This is a genomic window from Curtanaerobium respiraculi, from assembly GCF_024609215.1.
In the GTDB taxonomy this organism is placed as follows: Bacteria; Actinomycetota; Coriobacteriia; order Coriobacteriales; family Eggerthellaceae; genus Curtanaerobium; species Curtanaerobium respiraculi.
Window position 1 is genome coordinate 180,892 of record NZ_JANIPD030000023.1, and the last position, 18,503, is coordinate 199,394.

Below are 18,503 nucleotides of genomic sequence, written 5' to 3' on the forward strand. Positions count from 1 at the left end.
CGGACTCGGCATTTTCAATGCGCGGAGGCGCGGGGCCGTGCGACCATGCGGATCCGGGTGCCTACTCGACGATGATGTAGTAGACGAACATCGGGCCGTGCACGCCTTCGACGCGGACGAGCTCGATGTCGGCCGTGGCGGACATGCCGCTGATGAAATTGACGGACGAGGGAAGGTTCTCCCCCGCCGCGCCGCCTTCGGCGTCCAGCTTCTTCAGCGAATCGAGCATCGTGGGCAGTATGTCCTTCGCGTAGACGATGGCGATATGGCAAAGCGGCAGCAGGCTGATGCCCCGGCCGCACTGCGGACTGCACGGCTGGACGATCGTGCCCGTCTCGGCGATGCCGCCCGTGGCAACGGTCACGCCGAAGCGCGCCTTCGTGCAGGCGCGCATAAGGGCATCGTGGCCGAGCGCGGCGTCCCACTTCACCGCATTGGGACCCAGGGCGGCCGGGACGCCCATGGACTCAAGCGCCTCGGAATCCTCGTACACGGCGGGACCGTCCTGCACCAGGGCGCTGTCGGTCTCGGGCGGATCGGCGATGATGTTCCTCACCGCCTCGGCGACGCCGGCTTCGTCGGTGCGCGCCACGAACACGCGGATCGCCTCCGCCTGCTCGACGAAAAGATCGACCAACTGGCTCTGGGAGAGCCCGTCGGTGATGCGCGATGCCGGCTTCACGTCCTCCGCAACCGGCAGCGGGGCATCGGGAACCGCCGTGCGGCCGAGCTGCTTCGAGATGGGCGCGATGAATTCTTCGAGCGTGGTGCGGGTCATCGTCGGGCACCGCCTTCCTCTTCGATGGCGGCAGGCACGGCGATCTCCTCCGCCTGCTCGGCCTTATGCTGCTTGAACCATGTGCGGAAGCGGCTCTCGGAAAGCACATCCACATCGCGGAAGACGGTCCATCCGTTCAGCAGGGGGATCCACGTGCTTCCCGCGTCCAGGCGCCCCGTCTCCCTGCCGGCGAGTAGCTTCATGCCGAAGCGTCCGACCTTCATCGCCGCCTTGTACAAGCCGACATTCGTCCACATCTTCGAGGCGCCGCCCATCATGAGGCGTTCCCATCCGTGGCCCAATCCCGCGTCGATCATGTTCACGCGGTGCTGGCGGATGAGCGAATGGAGCGGGATCTCGACCGGGCAGCGCTCGTCGCAGGCGCCGCACAGCGTGCAGGCGTAGGCGAGCGTGTCGATCTTCTCGTACCCCTCCAGGGCGGCTGTGAGAACGATGCCCATGGGGCCCGGATAGATGCTGCCGTAGCCGTGCCCCGAGATGTGGCGGTACACGGGGCAGATGTTCAGGCAGGCGCCGCAGCGGATGCACCGCAGCATGCTCTCGAAATCGCCGCCGATCATGCTTGAGCGTTTATTGTCGATCAGCACGTAGTGGATCTCCTCGGGGCCGTCCGCCTCGCCCTCCTTGCGCAAGCCGGTGTCCAGCGTGAAATACGCCGTCGCCTGGGCGCCCACCGCGCTGCGCGCGAGCAGCCCGGCGATCGCGTCCAAGTCCTCGAGGTTGCGCACGAGGCGGTCGACGCCGATCAGCACGATCTCCACGGGCGGGCACGTGTCCACCATGCGCCCGTTGCCCTCGTTGGTGACCAGCGTGACGCTGCCCGTTTCCGCTACGGCGACATTGCAGCCGCGGACGCCCACGGGGGCGTTCAGAAACTCCTCCCGCAGGATCTTGCGGAGGAAGTGCGTGATGTGCTCGGGCACGCTATCGCCCTCGTAGCCGCATTCGTCGCGATAGATCTTCGCGATGGCATCGCGGTCGAGATGCAGCGCGGGAACGACGATATGGGAGGGCTTGTCGTTCGCGGTCTGCAGGATGTGCTCGGCGCAGTCCGTCTCCGTCACGGCGATGCCGGCGTCCTCCAGGATCTCGTTCATGCCGATCTCCTCGGACATCATGCTCTTGGACTTCACCGCGCTCGGGGCGGCATGCTGCTCGAACACGTCGAGCACCTCCCACATCGCCTCGGCACCGTCCTTGGCATAATGCATGCGCACGCCCTTGGCTTCCGCGTTCTCCGCGAATTGCTTCACGTAATAATCCAGGTTGCGCGTCACATCGATGCGTATCTCGCGGGCGACGTCGCGCATCTCCTCGAAGCCGGGCATGGCATCCACTACGCGGTTGCGGGTGTTGAAGAACGTCTGCTGGGCGTTCTCGATCGCCTGGTGTTTGAAGTCGTCGGCGATCGCGCCCGCCGCGCGCTGGCGAAGGGGCGTTTCGGTATCGTACAAGATCGGCATGGGCTACTCCCTCGCATCCAGAATCTCGGCGATATGCATGACGCGGATATCGCGGTCCAACTTGCCCTCGCTGCGCATGCGCTGAAGCGCGCCCTTTATGTTGGTCAGGCAGGGCACGTCGCCGCCCGCCAGCACCTCCGCGCCGGTGTCGATGGCGGTTTGGCACTTCTCCTCGACGATGGCGCCCGAGATCTCGGGCTCTTTGATGGAAAACGTCCCGCCGAAACCGCAGCATCGGCCGGCGTGGTCCATCTCGATGTACTCCAGACCGTCGACAGCGTTCAACAGCTGCAGGGGCTGGTCTTCCACGCCTAAAAAGCGCGACACGTGGCAGCTCTTGTGGTAGGTGACGGTGTGGTGGAAGCTCGCGCCCAGATCCGTCACGCCCAGCGTGTCGACGATGAACTCCGTGAACTCCTTGAGCTTGCTTCGCAGGGATATGGCATCGAGCTTCGCCTTGTAGTCAGGATCATCGATGACTAGCGGATAGTCGTCGATGATGGCGCTCATGCAGGAACCGGTCAACGAAACGATGTAGTCGTAATCCATATGGTAATACGAATCGATTATCCGCTCGGCAACGGGCACGAGCTCCTTGGTGTAGCCTGAATTCAACAGCATCTGACCGCAGCAGATCTGCTCATCGGGCATCTCCACATCGCAGCCCAACCGTTCGAGAACATGCACTGCGGCAACGCCTATCTCGGGATAGAGCATGTCTACCATGCATCCGGGGAAGAAGGCAACCTTCATGAACGAACCACCTCTCTCGTAGTGCACACATGAGTTCATTGTACCGGTGAAACGCCGCCCGCCTATTCAGGAAATCCAATCAGTCGCGCAATTCTCGTCACCGGTCGCACCCCGGCATAGGTGCGGAGAAGTACGGCAAGGAGCTGGTATTACCCGCATCCCGACGATGCCCGCGAACACCGTACCCTGGCTCCGGCGAGCGCGTTTCCGCGGCGGGTTCGCCCGCGGTCCGGCCTGCACGGCAGAGAACGGCGCCGCCGTGGCCGAGTCGATCTGCGCCTTCGAGGCGAGCGCCGCATCCACGTCCGTCCATGCCCCGCCCGTCCACGATTTCTCCTTAGGTGGGAAATGTTGCGAAATAATCCTTGCGCAACCCCAGGGCTATCTGTAGAATAGCTTTCGCTGCTTGAGCAGCCGTTGAGATTTTGGGGTGATAGCTCAGTTGGTTAGAGCGCCGGCCTGTCACGTCGGAGGTCGCGAGTTCAAGTCTCGTTCATCCCGCCACGAGAATCGAAAAGCCCGCTTTCGCGGGCTTTTTTTGGGTAGATTCCCGCCTCGGTTATCGGGTTGATCTCCGCCGCGGCAAGACGTCGGCCCCTATCCGAAGCGGTATTGGACGCCCATGGTGGGTTCGGGCATCTTCCACTGCGCGATGATCGTGTCGCCGCAGCAGATGCGGCACGTGCCGCATTCCAGGCATCCGTTGTAGTCGAACGTCTTGTTGCCGTCCTCGTCCACCTTGTAGCAGTGCGCCGGGCACACGCGCACGAGCTTGGCGAATTCGCCGTCGTCGACCGCGTTGACATCCTCGCTGTCGAGCTTGATGTGCGCGTTCTCGTCATCCACGTTGTACTTGTTGACGCCGATCAACTCGTCGACGTTCACCGTGATCTTGGGCAGATTCATCATAGGGCCTTCAGAGCTCCCCTCACTTCGCCGAGCAGTTTGAACACGCCGCGCTTCTTCACGATGGGCATGATGCGCTTCTTAAGCGGGATCGCCGGCGTTCCGTCGACTGTGAACATCGTGGTGAAGATCTCGCCGACCATGGTGGGGTAATCCGTGAACAGGCTGGTCCAACCCGCCATGACATTCGGCCATTTGCTGAACGTGCGCATGTCCTTGATGACGAAGGAGTTCTCCATCTTCTGGCGGTACGTCGCCAGACCCGCCTCCGAGACGTCGCCCGCATCGATGGCATCGCAGGCGGCTTCGGCGGCGAAGCGGCCGCTCGCGATGGCGAAATCCATCCCGCGCACCGTATACCCCAAGTTCAGCATAAGGAAAGCCGCGTCGCCCGCGATCAGGCACCCGTCGAACGCGTACCGGGGGATCATGTCGAACCCGCCCTCGGACACCATGTGCCCGCTGTGCTCCTTCAGCACCGCGCCGCGCAGCATAGGGGCGACAAGGGGATGTTTCTTGAAATCGTCCATAGCCTGGGTGATGGCGGTATCCGACTTCGCCATGTCCTCGATCGTCGCGACCAGTCCGATGCTGATGCTCTCCTTGTTCGTGTACATGAAGCCGCCGCCGACGTTCCCGTGGGTGGCATCGCCCACGAACATCATCGCGGCTCCCTCGCCCTTCGGGCAGAGGAAACGGTCCTCGATGGAGGAGGGAGGAAGCTCGTACACCTCTTTGATCCCCACGGCCATCTGGCTCGCCTTCGGGCGGGGATTGCCCAGGGCGCGTTCTGCCAGCAGGCTGTTCGCGCCTTCGGCAAGGATGACGACCTTGCCCGTCAGCTCGTCCTCGCCCGCTTTGATGCCGATGACGGCGCCGTCGGAGTCCTTGAGAAGGTCCTCGACCGCGATGCCGCATACCAGCTCGGCTCCCGCCTGCTCCGCCTGGCCAGCGAGCCAGGGATCGAATTTCGCGCGCAGCACGGCATAGCTGTCCCTGCCCGCTTCCGCCAGCTGCTCGCCGGTGAAATCGACGGTCATGGCGCTCGACGCGTCCATCATCGCGATGCGCTCGTGGGTGATCTTCCGCTCGAAGGGGATGTCCCCCCACTCGATCTCGCCGCCGGCGTAATCGTCGATCACGCCTCTCAGCGAATGCGCGTACAGCCGCCCGCCCGTCATGTTCTTGGATCCTACGCTCGTGCCGCGTTCGATGACGAGAACGCCCTTGCCCCGCTTCGCGGCGACGTAGGCGGCGGTTGCGCCCGCAACCCCAGAACCGACGACGATGACGTCAAAGTCCCGTTCTTCCATGCGGTTTCCTCCTTCGCAAAAGAATGCGTCTTGGTCTTCAACCGGGATAAACCTAGCATAGGGGGAACGGCGGGACGCGTCCGCCGTCCGCAACAGGGCGGCTGCGTCGGCTGCTGACCCGTTGATCAGGAAAAAGCGGGGAATCCCCGATGCGACCGCTAGCGGGCGGCAAGGCGTCCGGCTGAGATCATGCGATTCAGGGCGTTCAGGTAGGCCTTCGTGCTGCTGACGATGATGTCCCCGTCGCTGCCGCGTCCGATGAATATCCTGCCCTCGGGCCCCTTCACGCGGACCGTCACCTCGCCGAGGGCGTCGATGCCGCGCGACACGGATTTCACGCTGAAGCCCGCGAGGTCGGACCGTATCGAGACGATCTTGTCCACCGTCTTATAGGCGGCGTCGATGGGCCCGGTGCCCACCTCGCACACGGTATGGGGCTCCCCCGCCTCGTCGCGCAGCGTCAACGTTGCCGTGGGGATGAGGGGGAATCCGCAGCTCACCTGGAGGGATTCCAGCGTGTAGATGGCGTCCACGTCGCGCGCCGCCTCATTGACCAGGCTTTCCAAATCCTCGTCGTAGACTTCCTTCTTGCGGTCCGCGAGCTCCAAGAACCTCTGGTATAGGATGTCGAGCGTGCCTTCATCGAACGAATAGCCCAGATCGTCCAAGCGGCTCTTCAGGGCGGCATGGCCGCTTCGTGCCGTCAATATGATGCGGCTCCCCCATGCGCCCACCGTCTCGGGACTGATGATCTCGTAGGTCTCGCGGTTCTTCAGCACGCCGTCCTGGTGGATGCCGGAGCTATGGGCGAAGGCGTTCGCGCCCACGATCGCCTTGTTGGCCTGGACGTTCATGCCCGTGATGGATGAGACCAGGCGCGATGCCCTCGTGATCTCGCGCGGATCGACCTGTGTGAACGCGTCCAACTCGGCGTCGTGCAGGCGGATCGCCATGACCACCTCCTCCATGGCGGTGTTGCCCGCACGCTCCCCCAGGCCGTTGATGGTGCATTCCACCTGGGTGGCGCCGTTCGCGACGCCCGCGAGGGAAAGCGCGGTCGCCATGCCCAAGTCGTTGTGGCAATGGACCGAAAGCGTGATTCCGTCGATGCCGTCCACGTGCTCTTCGAGGAAGCGGATCCGCCGGCCGAACTCATCGGGCATCGAGTACCCGGTGGTATCGGGGATGTTCACCACGGTGGCGCCCGCCTCGATGACCGCCTGCACGACGCGGGCGAGGAACTCGTAGTCGCTGCGCCCCGCATCCTCGGCGTAGAACTGCACGTCATCGCACAGGTTGCGCGCGTACTTCACGCAATGCACCGCGCGCTCGACGCACTCGTCCGGCGTGATATGGAGTTTGTCGCGCAAATGGCTGGGGGAGACGCCCAGGCCGGTGTGGATGCGGGGGCGGATGCAGCCCTTCAGCGCGGCGGCGGCTGAGTCGATATCCTTGTCGACCGCGCGCGTGAGGGCGACCACCGATGCCCGGTCGCCGACAAGCTCGGCGATGCGCTGCACGCTCTCGAAGTCCCCGGGCGACGACACGGGGAACCCCGCCTCGATGGCGTCCACCTGCAAACGGAGGAGCTGGCGCGCGATGACGAGCTTCTCCTCGGTGTCCATCGAGCAGCCGGGCGACTGCTCCCCGTCGCGGAGCGTGGTGTCGAGTATTGCGATTTTGCGTGTCATACGTTTTCCTTCGAGGTGCGCGAGATGTCTAGGTTAGGGAAGTCAATGCGAGGGCGATCCCGGCGGCGGCAGTGCAGGCGCTCGTCAGAACGCCCCGCTTCTCGGCATGGCTATCTTGCCCGTGCGGATGATCTCGCGGATGCCGTAGGGGCGCAGCAGGTTCTCCAGGCCCGCCAGCTTGTTCTCATCGCCGGTCGCCTCGATGGTGACGGAATCCTTGCCCACGTCGATGATCTTGGCGCGGAAGATGTCCGCGATTTCGATGACCTGGCTTCGCACCTCGGGGAGCACGGAAACCTTGACCAACATAAGCTCGCGGACGATATCCACCCCGGAGGTCTGGCGCGTTATCTTGTACACGCTCACCAGCTTATTCAACTGCTTGGTGATCTGCTCGAAGGCGGCATCGTCCGCATCGACCACGATGGTCATGCGCGAGATGTCCGGATCCTCCGTGGGGCCGACGGCAAGCGATTCGATATTGAATCCGCGCCGAGAGATGAGGCCCGTCACGCGCGAGAGCACGCCTGCCTTGTTCTCCACCAGCACGCTGATGATATGGATGTTCGTCTTCTGGAAGCTGCCCATCTCTACTCCTTGCCCGCATCCTGCCCATCTTCGTACATCTTCGAGATATCGCCGACGGAAACCGCCCCAATTTCGTCGTCGAGCGAGCTGCCGGGTGCGACCATGGGGAAGACGCTCTCTTCCTCGGGGATGAGGACCTCCAGCAGCGCGGGACCTTCGGCGGCAAGCAGCTTCTCGAGCGCGCCCTGCACCTGCTCGGGCCGGGAGATGCGCGCTCCGCCCCAGCCGTACGCCTCGGCGATTTTCAGGAAGTCGGGCACGTGCGCAAGCTCGGTGGCGCTGTAGCGCCCCCGGTAGAAGAGGCTCTGCCACTGGTGAACCATGCCCAAGGCTCCGTTGTTCAGCACGATCACCTTCAGGGGGAGGCCATGGACCGTGGCGACCGCCATCTCCTCGATGCACATTTGGAACGACCCGTCCCCCGTGATGCAGACCACCTGCTTGCGGGGATTACCCACCTGCGCGCCGATCGAGGCGGGAAGTCCGTAGCCCATCGTCCCCGCCCCGCCGCTGGATAGAAACGAGCGGGGGCAGGTGCGCGCGATGTGCTGCGCCGCCCACATCTGATGCTGCCCGACATCGGTGACCACGATGCTCGATACTGGATCGAGTATGTCGGACAGGACGCGCATCAGGCCTTCGGGGGCTATACCCCCCTCGTAGGGGCTGGCGAGCTCGGCGGCGGGCAGCGGGTATCCATCCCGCCAGGCGCGCACACGGGCGAGCCACTCCCCCGTTCTCGGCTGGATGCCCTGCTTGCCCAACTCCAGCAGCAGCGCCGCCAGCGCCGCCTTGGCATCGCCAACGATCGGAACGTCGGCGTGGCGGTTCTTCCCGATCTCCGCGGGATCGACATCGATGTGGATGACATTGGCGCGGGGCGCGAACGTGCTGATATCGCCCGTGACGCGGTCGCTGAAACGGGCGCCCACGGCGATGAGCAGATCGCACGAGGTGATTGCGAGGTTCGCGTATTTCGATCCGTGCATGCCGACGAGCCCCAGGTTGAAGGGATCGTCGGCGGGGAGCGCATCCTTGCCCATGAGCGTGGTGACGACCGGCGCCTGCAGCGCGCGGGACAGGGCGGCGAGCTCCGCGCTGGCGCCCGACGCCGCGATGCCGCCGCCGACGTAGAGGATGGGCGACGTCGATTGCCCGATCAGGTCGATCGCCGCGCGCACCTGGCGCCCGTTCGGCTTGCGCGTCGGCTTGTAGCTGGCCAAGCTGCTCGAATCGAAGTAATGGAACTCGATCTGGGCGGAAAGGATATCGCTGGGCATATCGACGAGCACCGGGCCCGGACGGCCGGTGGTGGCGATATAGAACGCATCGCGCACCGTTTGAAGCAGGTCGGCGGGATCCTTGACCAGGAAGCTATGCTTCACGATGGGCATGGTGATGCCGAAGATATCGCTTTCTTGGAAGGCATCGGTGCCGATGCTTTTTGTGGGCACCTGGCCGGTGAGCACCACGAGCGGGACGCTGTCCATATAGGCGGTCGCGATCCCCGTGACGGTGTTGGTGGCGCCGGGCCCGCTGGTCACGAGGACCACGCCCGGGCGCCCGGTCGCGCGCGCATATCCGTCGGCCGCGTGCGTCGCGCCCTGCTCATGGCGGGCGAGGATATGATTGAGCTGCGCGCTATCGTAGAGCGCATCGTAGATCTTGATGGCCTGGCCGCCCGGATAGCCGAAAATCTCCTCGACCCCCTCGGCCTCCAACGCGGCGATGAGCGCCTGGGCGCCGTTCATGCGCCGCCCCTCGTTGGCGGTATGGCTTCCGAAGCGCGGAAGCCCCTTGCGATACCAGTCGAACCCCTGTTTTTCCTCGGCCATAAAAGGTCAGCCTCCTACCGCGGTGCGCATTTCCCGGTCATAAGCCCATACTAATGAAACCGGCGGGAAAGGTCAGGCGGGGTTTGCCGTTTTCACACCTTGCCGACCGGAGAGAAGCTGTTCCGGCCAGGGAGACCGCCCTGCCGACTCGAACCCCGCCGTTTCGCGGGCGCTTCGCCGCCCGCCGCATCCCCCTCCACAGGCTGTCTAGAAACTCCTATCAATCTGTTCAAACATGCATCATAGAGTATCTATATGTTTCTTGAAATACTATATGTCGTATAAGCAGAAGTATCAGAGGGGGTTTCCAGACAGCCTCCCCCGAGCGCACGTCGGGCCGGAAGCTTTCACGCTCCCGGCCCGACTATCGAGCTCGCGCTGCGCTATCGCACTTGCGCGCTTCCCCTGATCTCCGCGACGCGGCGTCTGCCGCGGCAACCTAGGGAACCGCTGATATATTCCGCCAGCCCGGGAACGACATGCTGGCGCCGGAGCGGCTCGATCCTCGTTCGCGCACGTCAGTGCGCTCGCTCGCCTTTCGCCGCTCCGGCACTCAGCCCGCCGTCCCCGGCCAAGGCGGAATTAATCAGTGCTTCCCTCGCTCAGAATCTTCAAAGCTCCCGTGGGGCAGGCTTCCGCGCATTTCTTGCAGCTCTTGCAGAAGTCGGCGTAATCCGGATCGACCGTGATGGTCTCGATCGACGTGGGGAACCCGCGGCCCTGCAGGCCGATGAACCCCTTGCCCACCTCTTCCTCGCACATGCGCACGCACGTGCCGCACAGAATGCATTTGCCCTGGTCGCGTTCGATGCACACCAGGCTCTGCTCCTTGTACGCCTCGTGCATCTCGCCCGCGAAGCGCTCGGGATGGATCTCGTCGTGGTGGATGGTATCCAACAGGCGGCATTCGTAGCGGTCGAAGCACCCGCAGTCCAGGCAGCGCTGCGCCTCCTTCTGCATCACCTCGTCGGTGAAGCCCAGGTAGACCGGCTCGAAGTTGGTTCTGCGCTCAGCAGCGGGCGCCACGGGCATCTTCGCCCGCGCCTCCTTCTGACGGCCTTCGGCGACTTCCTCCGCCGTGGGGTTGCGCTTCGAGTAATACGGCTCGGGAAGGACCAGGTCCATGCCGCCCAGGTACGCATCCACGACCTGCGCGCAGTACCGACCCTCGGCGATCGCCTCGATGGCGATGCCGGCGCCGTCGTTGGTGTTGTCGCCGCAGGCGTACACGCCTTCGATATTGGTCTTATACGTGTTCTTGCCCGCCACGATGGTGCGCCAATCGGTCAGCTCCAAACCCTCGAAGCCGACCGTGCTCACCTTCTGGCCGATGGCGGCGACCATCGAGGAAACGGGAATCGTCTCCGTTTGCCCCTCGACCGGCACGGGACGGCGGCGGCCCGAAGCATCGGGCTCGCCGAGCTCCATGACCTGCAGCTCGACCTCGGACACACGCCCATCCGGGCCCGCGATGACGCGGTTGGGGTTGCGCAGGAAGCGGAACCGGACGCCCTCTTCGCGCGCTTCATCGATCTCCACCTGCTCGGCGGGCATCTCCGCCTCCGTGCGGCGGTAGACGACGCTCACGTTCTTCACCCCCAGGCGCACGGCAGTGCGGCAACAGTCCATGGCGGTATTGCCTCCGCCGACGATGACGACGTCGTCGCCCAAGTCGAGCTTCTGGCCCAGCGCGACGCGCTCGAGCAGGTCGATGCCGTCCCACACGCCGGGAAGGTCGTCCCCCTCGCAGCGGAGCTTGCTGCTGGTCCAGGCGCCGGTGGCCACGATCGTCGCGTCGAAGCCCTTGCGGAACTCCTCGAAGGAGATGTTCTTAGCAAACCCGTCGCCCTCGAACAGGGCACGGAAATCCTTGCCCGGCTCGTCGACGCCGATATGGACGCCGTTCTCGTATGTGATCCCCAGGCTTTCGATCTCGGCCAGCTCGGCGTCGAGCGTCGCCTTGGGAAGGCGGTACTCGGGGATGCCGTAGCGCAGCATGCCGCCCATCTGGGGCATGGCGTCCACCACGGTGACCTGGTGCCCCGAAAGCGCCAGGAAGTACGCGGCGGTGAGGCCGGCCGGTCCGCCGCCGATGATGCCGACGGTCTTCCCCGTGGCGGGGTCGGGTTCGGGCACGTAGCCGCCTTGGTCGATGACGCGGTCGGCTGCGGCCGCCTTCAAGAAGCAAATGCTGACCGGCTCCTCCACATATTGCCGACGGCATTCCGTCTCGCAGGGATGCGGGCACACGCGCCCGATGCTCGCTGGCAGGGGAAGCCGCTCCTTGATGATCTGGACGGCATCCCTATTCTGGCCATGAGCGATGGCCTGGATATAATCCTGGACATGCACATGATTGGGGCAGCCGTGCACGCAGGGCCCCAGGCAGTCGCCCGTATGGTCGCTCATGATCAGCTCGAGGGCGATCTTCCGGCTGCGCGAGGCGCGCTCCGTCTCGGTGGAGACAACCTGGCCATCGCGCGCCTTGGTCGCGCACGCGCGCAGCAGGCGGCGTCCGCCCTCTTCCTCGCACACGCACACGCTGCAGCCGCCGTAGTGGCCAAGTTCCCCATTATGGCACAGATTGGCGATATAGATGCCGTTCGCCTCGGCAATGTCCAAGATAGTCTGACCTTCGGTGCCCTTGCACACGTGGCCGTTGATAGTGACGGTGATCTCGTTGTTCATTCCGGCACCCCCTACTCCACCGTGATAGCGCCGAAGTGGCACAGGTTATAGCATTGCTTGCAATGGATGCACGCATCCTGGTCGATGACGTGCGGTTCCTTGCGCTCGCCCGAGATGCACTGCACGGGGCATTTCCGCGCGCAGATATCGCATCCGGTGCATTTGTCCGGATCGATCGTGAGCGTGATCAGATCCTGGCATTCGTGCGCGGGGCATCGGCAGTCGCGGATATGCGCCTCGTATTCGTCGCGGAAGTACTTGATCGTGGTCAGTACCGGGTTGGGCGCCGTCTGCCCCAAGCCGCACATCGCGCCGTCGCAGATGGCCCGTGAAAGCTCCTCGAGCTTCTCGATGTCGCCTTCCTCTCCCTTGCCCTCGCAGAGCCGCGTGAGGATCTCCAGCATGCGCTTGGTGCCGATGCGGCACGGCACGCATTTGCCGCAGCTCTCGTTGGCGGTGAAGTTCAGGAAGAACTTGGCAGTGTTCACCATGCAGGTGTCGTCATCCATGACGACCATGCCGCCGCTGCCCATGATGGCGCCCGTGGCGCCCAGGGCCGCGTAATCGATCAGGGTGTCGTCCATGCTGGCGGGGATGCAGCCGCCCGAGGGGCCGCCCATCTGCACGGCCTTGAACTCGTGGCCCTCCTGCATGCCGCCGGCGATATCGAAGATCACGTCGTGCAGCGTCTTGCCCATGGGGACCTCGACCAATCCGCCGTGCTTCACCTTGCCGGACACGGCGAATACCTTGGTGCCCTTGCTGCCTTCCGTGCCGATGGCCGCGAAGGCGTCGCCGCCGTGCTCAATGATCCATGTGATGTTGGCGTATGTCTCCACGTTATTGATGTTGCTGGGCTTGCCCATGTACCCGGACTGCGCCGGGAAGGGGGGCTTCAGGCGCGGCATGCCGCGGTTGCCCTCGAGCGAGGCCAAGAGCGCGGTCTCCTCGCCGCAGACGAACGCGCCGGACCCCATCATGATGCGGATGTCGCAGCTGAAATCGGTGCCCAGGATATGCTCGCCCAGGTAGCCCGCCTCGTGCAGCTGATCGATGGCCGCCTGCAGGCGCTCGACCGCGAGCGGGTACTCGGCGCGGATGTACACGAAACCCGTGTGGGCTCCGATGGCGTACGCGCCGATGAGCATGCCCTCGAGCAGGTTGAACGGGTCGCCCTCGATGACGGCGCGGTCCATGAACGCGCCGGGGTCGCCCTCGTCGGCGTTGCAGATCAGGTACTTCTCCTCCCCCTCGGCGTCGCGCGCGCTGCGCCACTTAAACCAGGTGGGGAATCCGGCACCGCCGCGGCCGCCGATGCCCGACTTCTTCACCTCTTCGATCACGTCGTCGGGCGACATGTGCAGCACCTTGTCCAGCTGCTGGAATCCGCCGACGGCGCGGTAGTCCGCCAGGCTCGTGGGATTCAGTATGCCGCAGTGGCGCAGCGCGATGCGCGTCTGCTTGTTCAGGAACTCGGCGTCCTCGTCCGTGATCTCCAATCGCTCGACGCGCTTGAAGTTGCCCGTGCGCAGGGCCGCCACGATGTCGAAGGCATCCTTCTCCTGCACCTTCACGAAGCGATGGAGCAGCTTGTCGCCGTCGTACACGTCGACGATGGGCTCCAAAAAGCACATGCCGATGCAGCCGACGGGATGCACGCTGAAGCTGTCGGTCGCCGTCATGCACGCGCGGAGGACCCTTTCCACCCGTCCCGCGCCCGCCGCGATGCCGCAGCTGCCTTCGCCGACGGCCACGCGCAATCCGCCACCGTTGGCGATCGCCCGCAGCTCGCGCAGCGTCCTGATGGTCGTTTCCGGGGTAAGGTGGCCGTATGTCTGACCGTTGATCATCATGCAGGGCGCCATGCTGCAGCAACCCAGGCATGCGACCTCGGTCAGCGTGAACACGCCGTCCTCGGTGGTCTGGCCTACCGTGATCCCCAGCTCCTGCTGGATCGCCGTGACGATGCTATCCGCGCCGTTCACGTGGCATGCGGTGCCCTGGCACAGCAGGATCTCGTAGATGCCCACCGGCTCCAGCTTGAAGAAGCTGTAGAACGTCGCGATGCCGTACACCTTCGCCAGGCCCACACCCGCGTGCTGGGCGATCTCCTCCATCGCCCGCTTGGGAAGGTAACCGTAGGCTTGCTGCGCCATCTGCATGGCCGCGATCAGCTTGGAGTGATCGTCATCCAGCACTCTCAGCGCAGGAGCCAGCGGTTCCAAATCGATTACTGCCTGTTCAGGCACACCAACCGCCTCCTTCTAAAGGGTTTCGGGGCACCTCGTCCTCGCCCCAGAGAAACACTTCATCTCCGCCGGACATTATGACGCAAGAAGCCGCACCGGGAACCCACTTTCTCGTGGACGGTGCGGCTTACTAGGGGAATGACCTGCTGCGATCGATCCCGAGGGCGCGTATTACGCTTTCGCGCCGTATCGGGCGTAGTATTCGTCGATCGCGGCCTTCATGGCATCGTCGATCACGATCCTGCCCCGGCACTCGCGATTGTGCAGGTACTCGGTCACCTCGGCCATGTTCACGATGCTCGCCGTGGGGAACCCGTACTTGTCGGACACCTCGTCGATGGCTGCCTTCGCGCCGCCCTTTCCCACCTCCATGCGGTTGAGGGACACCATGAGCCCCATCACCTGCACATCGGCAGCCGCGGTGAGGATGGGATAGGTCTCGTCGATCGACTTGCCGCTGGTGGTCACATCCTCGACCATCACGACCTTGTCGCCGTCGTGCAGGGAGGCGCCCAGGAGGTTCCCGCCCTCGCCGTGATCCTTTGCCTCCTTGCGGTTGCTGCAGTACCGGGCCTCCTTGCCGTAGAGCTCCTGCAGGCCCATCACCGTGACCACCGACAGCGGGATGCCCTTGTACGCCGGGCCGAACACCACATCGAAATCGAGTCCGAAGGTGTCGTGGATGGCGCGCGCGTACGCGAGCCCGAGCCGATGGAGCTGGTCGCCCGTCACGTAGGCGCCCGCGTTCATGAAGAATGGGCTCTGCCGCCCGCTCTTCAGCGTGAACGAGCCGAACTTCAGCACCTGCGACTCGACCATGAACTCGATGAAATCCCGCTTGTACTCTTCCATTTACGCGCCTTTCTCTCGTCGAAGGCAGACGGCCGGCCGGGGGCGCCGCGGACCCATCGGAGGGGCTTTACGCCCGGGGCCCTTCGCCGTCTGCGAAAGCACCGGAACCCAAAATACCACGGATGAGGGTGCTGAATTGAGATTCGCGGGTTTTCGCCACGTCCATCACCTCGGCGCCGGTGGGGCTGGCCCCCTCGATGCCGGCGGCCATGTTGGACACCAGGCTGATCCCCAGCACGCGCATGCCCGAGTGCCGCGCGGCGATAACCTCCTCGCACACGCTCATGGCGACGGTATCCGCGCCGAGCGCCCGGAACGCGCGGATCTCCGCGGGGGTTTCGAAACTGGGTCCCAGGAGCCCCAGATACACCCCCTCGCGGGCGGCGATCCCCGCACGCGCCGCGACGTCGAGCGCCACCGCGCGCAGGACGGGGTCGTACGCGCCCGTCATGCTGAAGAAGCGCTCCGCCATGCCGGCGGCATCCGCGTTGGCGATGGGATTGCGCCCCGTGAGGTTGATATGGTCGGACATCACGCAGAAATCGCCGGGGGATAACGATTCGTCGATGCCCCCCGCGGCGTTCGTGGTGACGAGGGTTGTCGCGCCCAGGCGGCGCATCAGCCATACGGGGAAGGCGACCTCGACGGCAGAATAGCCCTCGTAGCCGTGCAGGCGGCCCTGCATGGCGATCACGCGCACGCCGGAAAGGGCGCCCGCGACGAACCTGCCCACGTGCCCCTCGGCGGTGCTCGTCTTCATATGGGGCACATCGGCGTAGGGGATGCGAATCGGGCCCTCGATCTCCTCGGCAAGGGGGTTCAGCCCGCTTCCCAGCACAAGGGCGACGCGCGGCCGGAACGAACCGAGCCGCCCGCGAATGATCGCGGCGGCTTCATCGAGGTGCGAAGCGAGCATGTTCTGCGTCATAAGCTATTCCTTTCCGATCTTTCGAGCCACGAGAACGCGCTGGCGCCCCGCCAGGTCGCAGGCGACGCGCACCTGGGCGAACCCGGCCGCCTGCGCCAGGCGGGCCGCCTCGTTCAAGCGGGTCTCATGCAATTCGACGGCGAGCACTCCTTGCGCGGAGAGCAGGCCGAACGCCTGCGGGAGCAGGCGGCGGTACAGATCCAGCCCGTCCCCTCCGCCGTCCAACGCGAGCCGCGGTTCGAAATCGACCACTTCCGCATCCATCCGGCCCAGCACCCGCGTGGGGATGTAGGGCGGGTTGCTGATGACAAGGTCCGTCCTCCCCGCCCAGTCCGCGGGCAGGCCGGACAGCAGATCGCCCTCGACCACGCTCACGCGGTCGGACAGCCCCAAATCGGAAGCGTTCTCACGCGTTAGGGCGGTCGCCTCGGGCGCGATGTCGGTGGCGATGACGCGAGCCTCGGGGACCTCGCTCGCAATCGCGCATGCTACGCACCCCGTGCCCGTGCAGGCATCCACCACCCTTATCTCGGAGCGCGAGACGGCCCCGTCGCCTCCCGCAGATTCGGCTGCATCGGGGACGGGCGCGCCATTCCCGTCGGCTCCGTCTTCAACGGCATCTGCGGGCGCGTCGCCCGGGATGCCGTCGACGCCGAATGAGATGGTGGCTTCATTCCCGGCGGCGTGCGAGTGCGGGCCGGCGCCGGACCCTGCGCCCCGACCGTTCTCATAGCCGTGACCGCCATCGGCGACGCGGGTGAAAGCGGCGCCCGCATCGGATCCGCCCTCAGCTGCGACGGCGGCGCCAAGCTCGGAGGAGCCATCGAGACCTTCGGCCCCCGCGCCACTCGCCGCGGCCAGCGATCTCAGACGCTCCGTCTCGACGGCATCGCGCATGGCCCTCAAACGCGGCTTCAGCTCTGCCAGGGCCTCGCTCACCAGGACCTCGGTCTCGGGGCGCGGGATCAGCACCCCTTTGCGCACCTTTACCGTGATGAAGCGGAAGTCCGTCGTTCCCGTGATGTACTGCAGAGGCTCCCCCGCTGCGCGGCGACGGGTGTAGTCGCGAAGCACCGTGCGCTCCTCCCCGCTTAAGGGGCGCTCGAGATCGGCGTACAGCTGTATGGGGCTAACGGCAAGCGCCTCCGCCACCAGCCAGCGGGCCGAACGCTTCGCGCCCGCGTCGCCATGCTCGGCCAGGAACCCCTCGATCCATGAAAGGATCCGCCCGACCGTCCATATTTCCTCCGCCATACGCTCTCCTCGTCGTCATGCGTGAAAAAACGCTCGAAAACTGAGCGGAATTTGGACTTAGGAGCCATTTTGAACGTCCATCCCACCCAACCTCGCGCTCCGATTTTGCATTTCCCCAGGTCGCGAAAGCCAACCAAGACGCACCACGCACATTATCGCCGGTAATGAACCACCCGATGGCTCCTAAATCCAAATTCCACTCACAAAATCGCAGTTTTTTCTCGTATAGCGCCTGGGAATCGGGAGGAGCCCCGCGGGATTCGGCACGTGCCATTTATTCAAAATAAATTGAAAGCGCTGGTAGATGCCCGCTTTTCTGGTAACCTGCGACCACTCCCCTCGGGGGACGGGGAGCTGCGGTGTCCCTGTTCCTGATTTGGTCCAGGATTTCCACCGCAGCCCCGGAGGTGTAGGTCCGATGGGAAGGTGACTACCAGCTAGGTGCAGGTTCTGGCACTGTTTTTGGGACACGGGCATAAGAAAACCCGCTGGTCAGCGGGCTTCTAGTCGGGGAGGAGGGGGAGCGTTAACAATAGAGACCAGCTAAATGATGTCAAGTGCTTTCTCGAGAATTTTTCCAATGCGGTTTTGGGCATGGCGAAGCGACCCACCACGGAGCGGAAGGCCCGATCTGCCGCTTTCACGTTTCGCTTATCCCGTCTGCCCCTGCGCCGACTGCACCGACGGCCTCCTCTCGTACGGCCTGCCCTCTTTCCACACGGCAAGCATGACGCCGGCGAGCTTGCGGGCCACGCCCGACAGAGCCACGTAGTGGTGCTTGCCGCGCGCACGCATGGAGTCGTAGTAGTCGCCGAAGTACGGGTCGAACCTGCGCGCCGCGTCGGCAGCCATCATGAGCGCGTGGCGCAGGCGCGGCGAGCCGCGCTTGGACATGCGCGCCTCGGCGCCCTCGAATCCGCCCGACTGCACCTTGGAGGCGTCTATGCCGGCGAAGGCGATCAGCTTCTTGGCATCCGCGAACCTGCCAGGGTCGCCGACCTCGGCGGCGATGACCGCCGCGTTCACGGGGCCTATGCCGGGGATGCTCTCGAGGACGTCGGCGCCGGTCTCGCGCAGGATGCGCGCGGCCTCGGCGTCCAGGTCGGCGACCTCGGAGTCCAGGCGCTCCACCAGCTCGACGATGTGCTTCATCGAAGGCGAACGCGCCCGAGGCGTATTTGACG

Annotated in this window: 14 protein-coding genes and 1 tRNA gene; 1 reads left to right on the forward strand and 14 read right to left on the reverse strand. The window is 64.7% G+C overall.

Going from position 1 to position 18,503, the window contains the following annotated elements:
• Nucleotides 1–61: 61 nt before the first annotated feature.
• From NOV21_RS07335 to NOV21_RS07345, 3 genes are read right to left on the reverse strand one after another with little or no spacing between them, the layout of a single operon-like run.
• Nucleotides 62–778: a LutC/YkgG family protein gene (locus NOV21_RS07335; RefSeq protein WP_283170331.1), complete on the reverse strand. Its 717-nt coding sequence runs from the start codon at nucleotides 776–778 to the stop codon at nucleotides 62–64.
• The gene (locus tag NOV21_RS07340) at nucleotides 775–2,262 is read right to left on the reverse strand and encodes a LutB/LldF family L-lactate oxidation iron-sulfur protein (protein ID WP_283170330.1); all 1,488 of its coding nucleotides are present in this window, start codon (nucleotides 2,260–2,262) and stop codon (nucleotides 775–777) included. The genes NOV21_RS07335 and NOV21_RS07340 overlap by 4 nt, the downstream gene beginning before the upstream one ends.
• A gap of 3 nt (nucleotides 2,263–2,265) precedes the next feature.
• Nucleotides 2,266–3,042 carry a (Fe-S)-binding protein gene (locus tag NOV21_RS07345; protein WP_283170329.1) on the reverse strand — a complete coding sequence of 259 codons (777 nt, stop codon included), beginning with the start codon at nucleotides 3,040–3,042 and terminating at the stop codon, nucleotides 2,266–2,268.
• A gap of 400 nt (nucleotides 3,043–3,442) precedes the next feature.
• On the opposite strand from NOV21_RS07345, the gene NOV21_RS07350 reads away from it, so the two are divergent.
• Nucleotides 3,443–3,519 (forward strand) — tRNA-Asp (locus tag NOV21_RS07350).
• Between the two features lie 93 nt (nucleotides 3,520–3,612).
• On the opposite strand, the gene NOV21_RS07355 is transcribed toward NOV21_RS07350, so the two are convergent.
• The 11 genes from NOV21_RS07355 to NOV21_RS07405 form a co-directional block, all read right to left on the reverse strand.
• Nucleotides 3,613–3,924, reverse strand: a complete 312-nt coding sequence (locus NOV21_RS07355) for a ferredoxin family protein (RefSeq protein WP_283170328.1) — start codon at nucleotides 3,922–3,924, stop codon at nucleotides 3,613–3,615.
• Nucleotides 3,921–5,234 carry an FAD-dependent oxidoreductase gene (locus NOV21_RS07360; protein ID WP_283170327.1) on the reverse strand — a complete coding sequence of 438 codons (1,314 nt, stop codon included), beginning with the start codon at nucleotides 5,232–5,234 and terminating at the stop codon, nucleotides 3,921–3,923. The genes NOV21_RS07355 and NOV21_RS07360 overlap by 4 nt, the downstream gene beginning before the upstream one ends.
• Nucleotides 5,235–5,392: 158 nt before the next feature.
• Nucleotides 5,393–6,925, reverse strand: a complete 1,533-nt coding sequence (locus NOV21_RS07365) for a 2-isopropylmalate synthase (protein WP_283170326.1) — start codon at nucleotides 6,923–6,925, stop codon at nucleotides 5,393–5,395.
• 84 nt (nucleotides 6,926–7,009) lie between these two features.
• Complete coding sequence (gene ilvN, locus NOV21_RS07370; RefSeq protein WP_283170325.1) at nucleotides 7,010–7,513, reverse strand: acetolactate synthase small subunit; 504 nt, start codon at nucleotides 7,511–7,513, stop codon at nucleotides 7,010–7,012.
• Between the two features lie 2 nt (nucleotides 7,514–7,515).
• Nucleotides 7,516–9,348 (reverse strand): biosynthetic-type acetolactate synthase large subunit, encoded by a 1,833-nt coding sequence (gene ilvB / locus NOV21_RS07375; RefSeq protein ID WP_346428530.1) that lies wholly within the window; start codon nucleotides 9,346–9,348, stop codon nucleotides 7,516–7,518.
• A 582-nt stretch (nucleotides 9,349–9,930) separates the two neighbouring features.
• The gene (locus tag NOV21_RS07380; RefSeq protein WP_283170324.1) at nucleotides 9,931–12,036 is read right to left on the reverse strand and encodes an FAD-dependent oxidoreductase; all 2,106 of its coding nucleotides are present in this window, start codon (nucleotides 12,034–12,036) and stop codon (nucleotides 9,931–9,933) included.
• 11 nt (nucleotides 12,037–12,047) lie between these two features.
• Nucleotides 12,048–14,285: an NADH-quinone oxidoreductase subunit NuoE gene (gene nuoE, locus NOV21_RS07385; protein WP_283170323.1), complete on the reverse strand. Its 2,238-nt coding sequence runs from the start codon at nucleotides 14,283–14,285 to the stop codon at nucleotides 12,048–12,050.
• Between the two features lie 171 nt (nucleotides 14,286–14,456).
• Nucleotides 14,457–15,137, reverse strand: a complete 681-nt coding sequence (gene pyrE, locus NOV21_RS07390) for an orotate phosphoribosyltransferase (protein WP_283170322.1) — start codon at nucleotides 15,135–15,137, stop codon at nucleotides 14,457–14,459.
• A 67-nt stretch (nucleotides 15,138–15,204) separates the two neighbouring features.
• Nucleotides 15,205–16,065 carry a purine-nucleoside phosphorylase gene (locus NOV21_RS07395; protein ID WP_283170321.1) on the reverse strand — a complete coding sequence of 287 codons (861 nt, stop codon included), beginning with the start codon at nucleotides 16,063–16,065 and terminating at the stop codon, nucleotides 15,205–15,207.
• 3 nt (nucleotides 16,066–16,068) lie between these two features.
• Entirely contained in the window at nucleotides 16,069–17,319 is a 1,251-nt protein-coding gene (locus NOV21_RS07400; protein ID WP_283170320.1) for a N5-glutamine methyltransferase family protein, read from the reverse strand.
• Nucleotides 17,320–17,970: 651 nt separating this feature from the next.
• Nucleotides 17,971–18,471, reverse strand: coding sequence for a transposase (locus NOV21_RS07405; RefSeq protein ID WP_283170319.1), 501 nt, complete (start codon nucleotides 18,469–18,471; stop codon nucleotides 17,971–17,973).
• Between the last annotated feature and the right edge of the window lie 32 nt (nucleotides 18,472–18,503).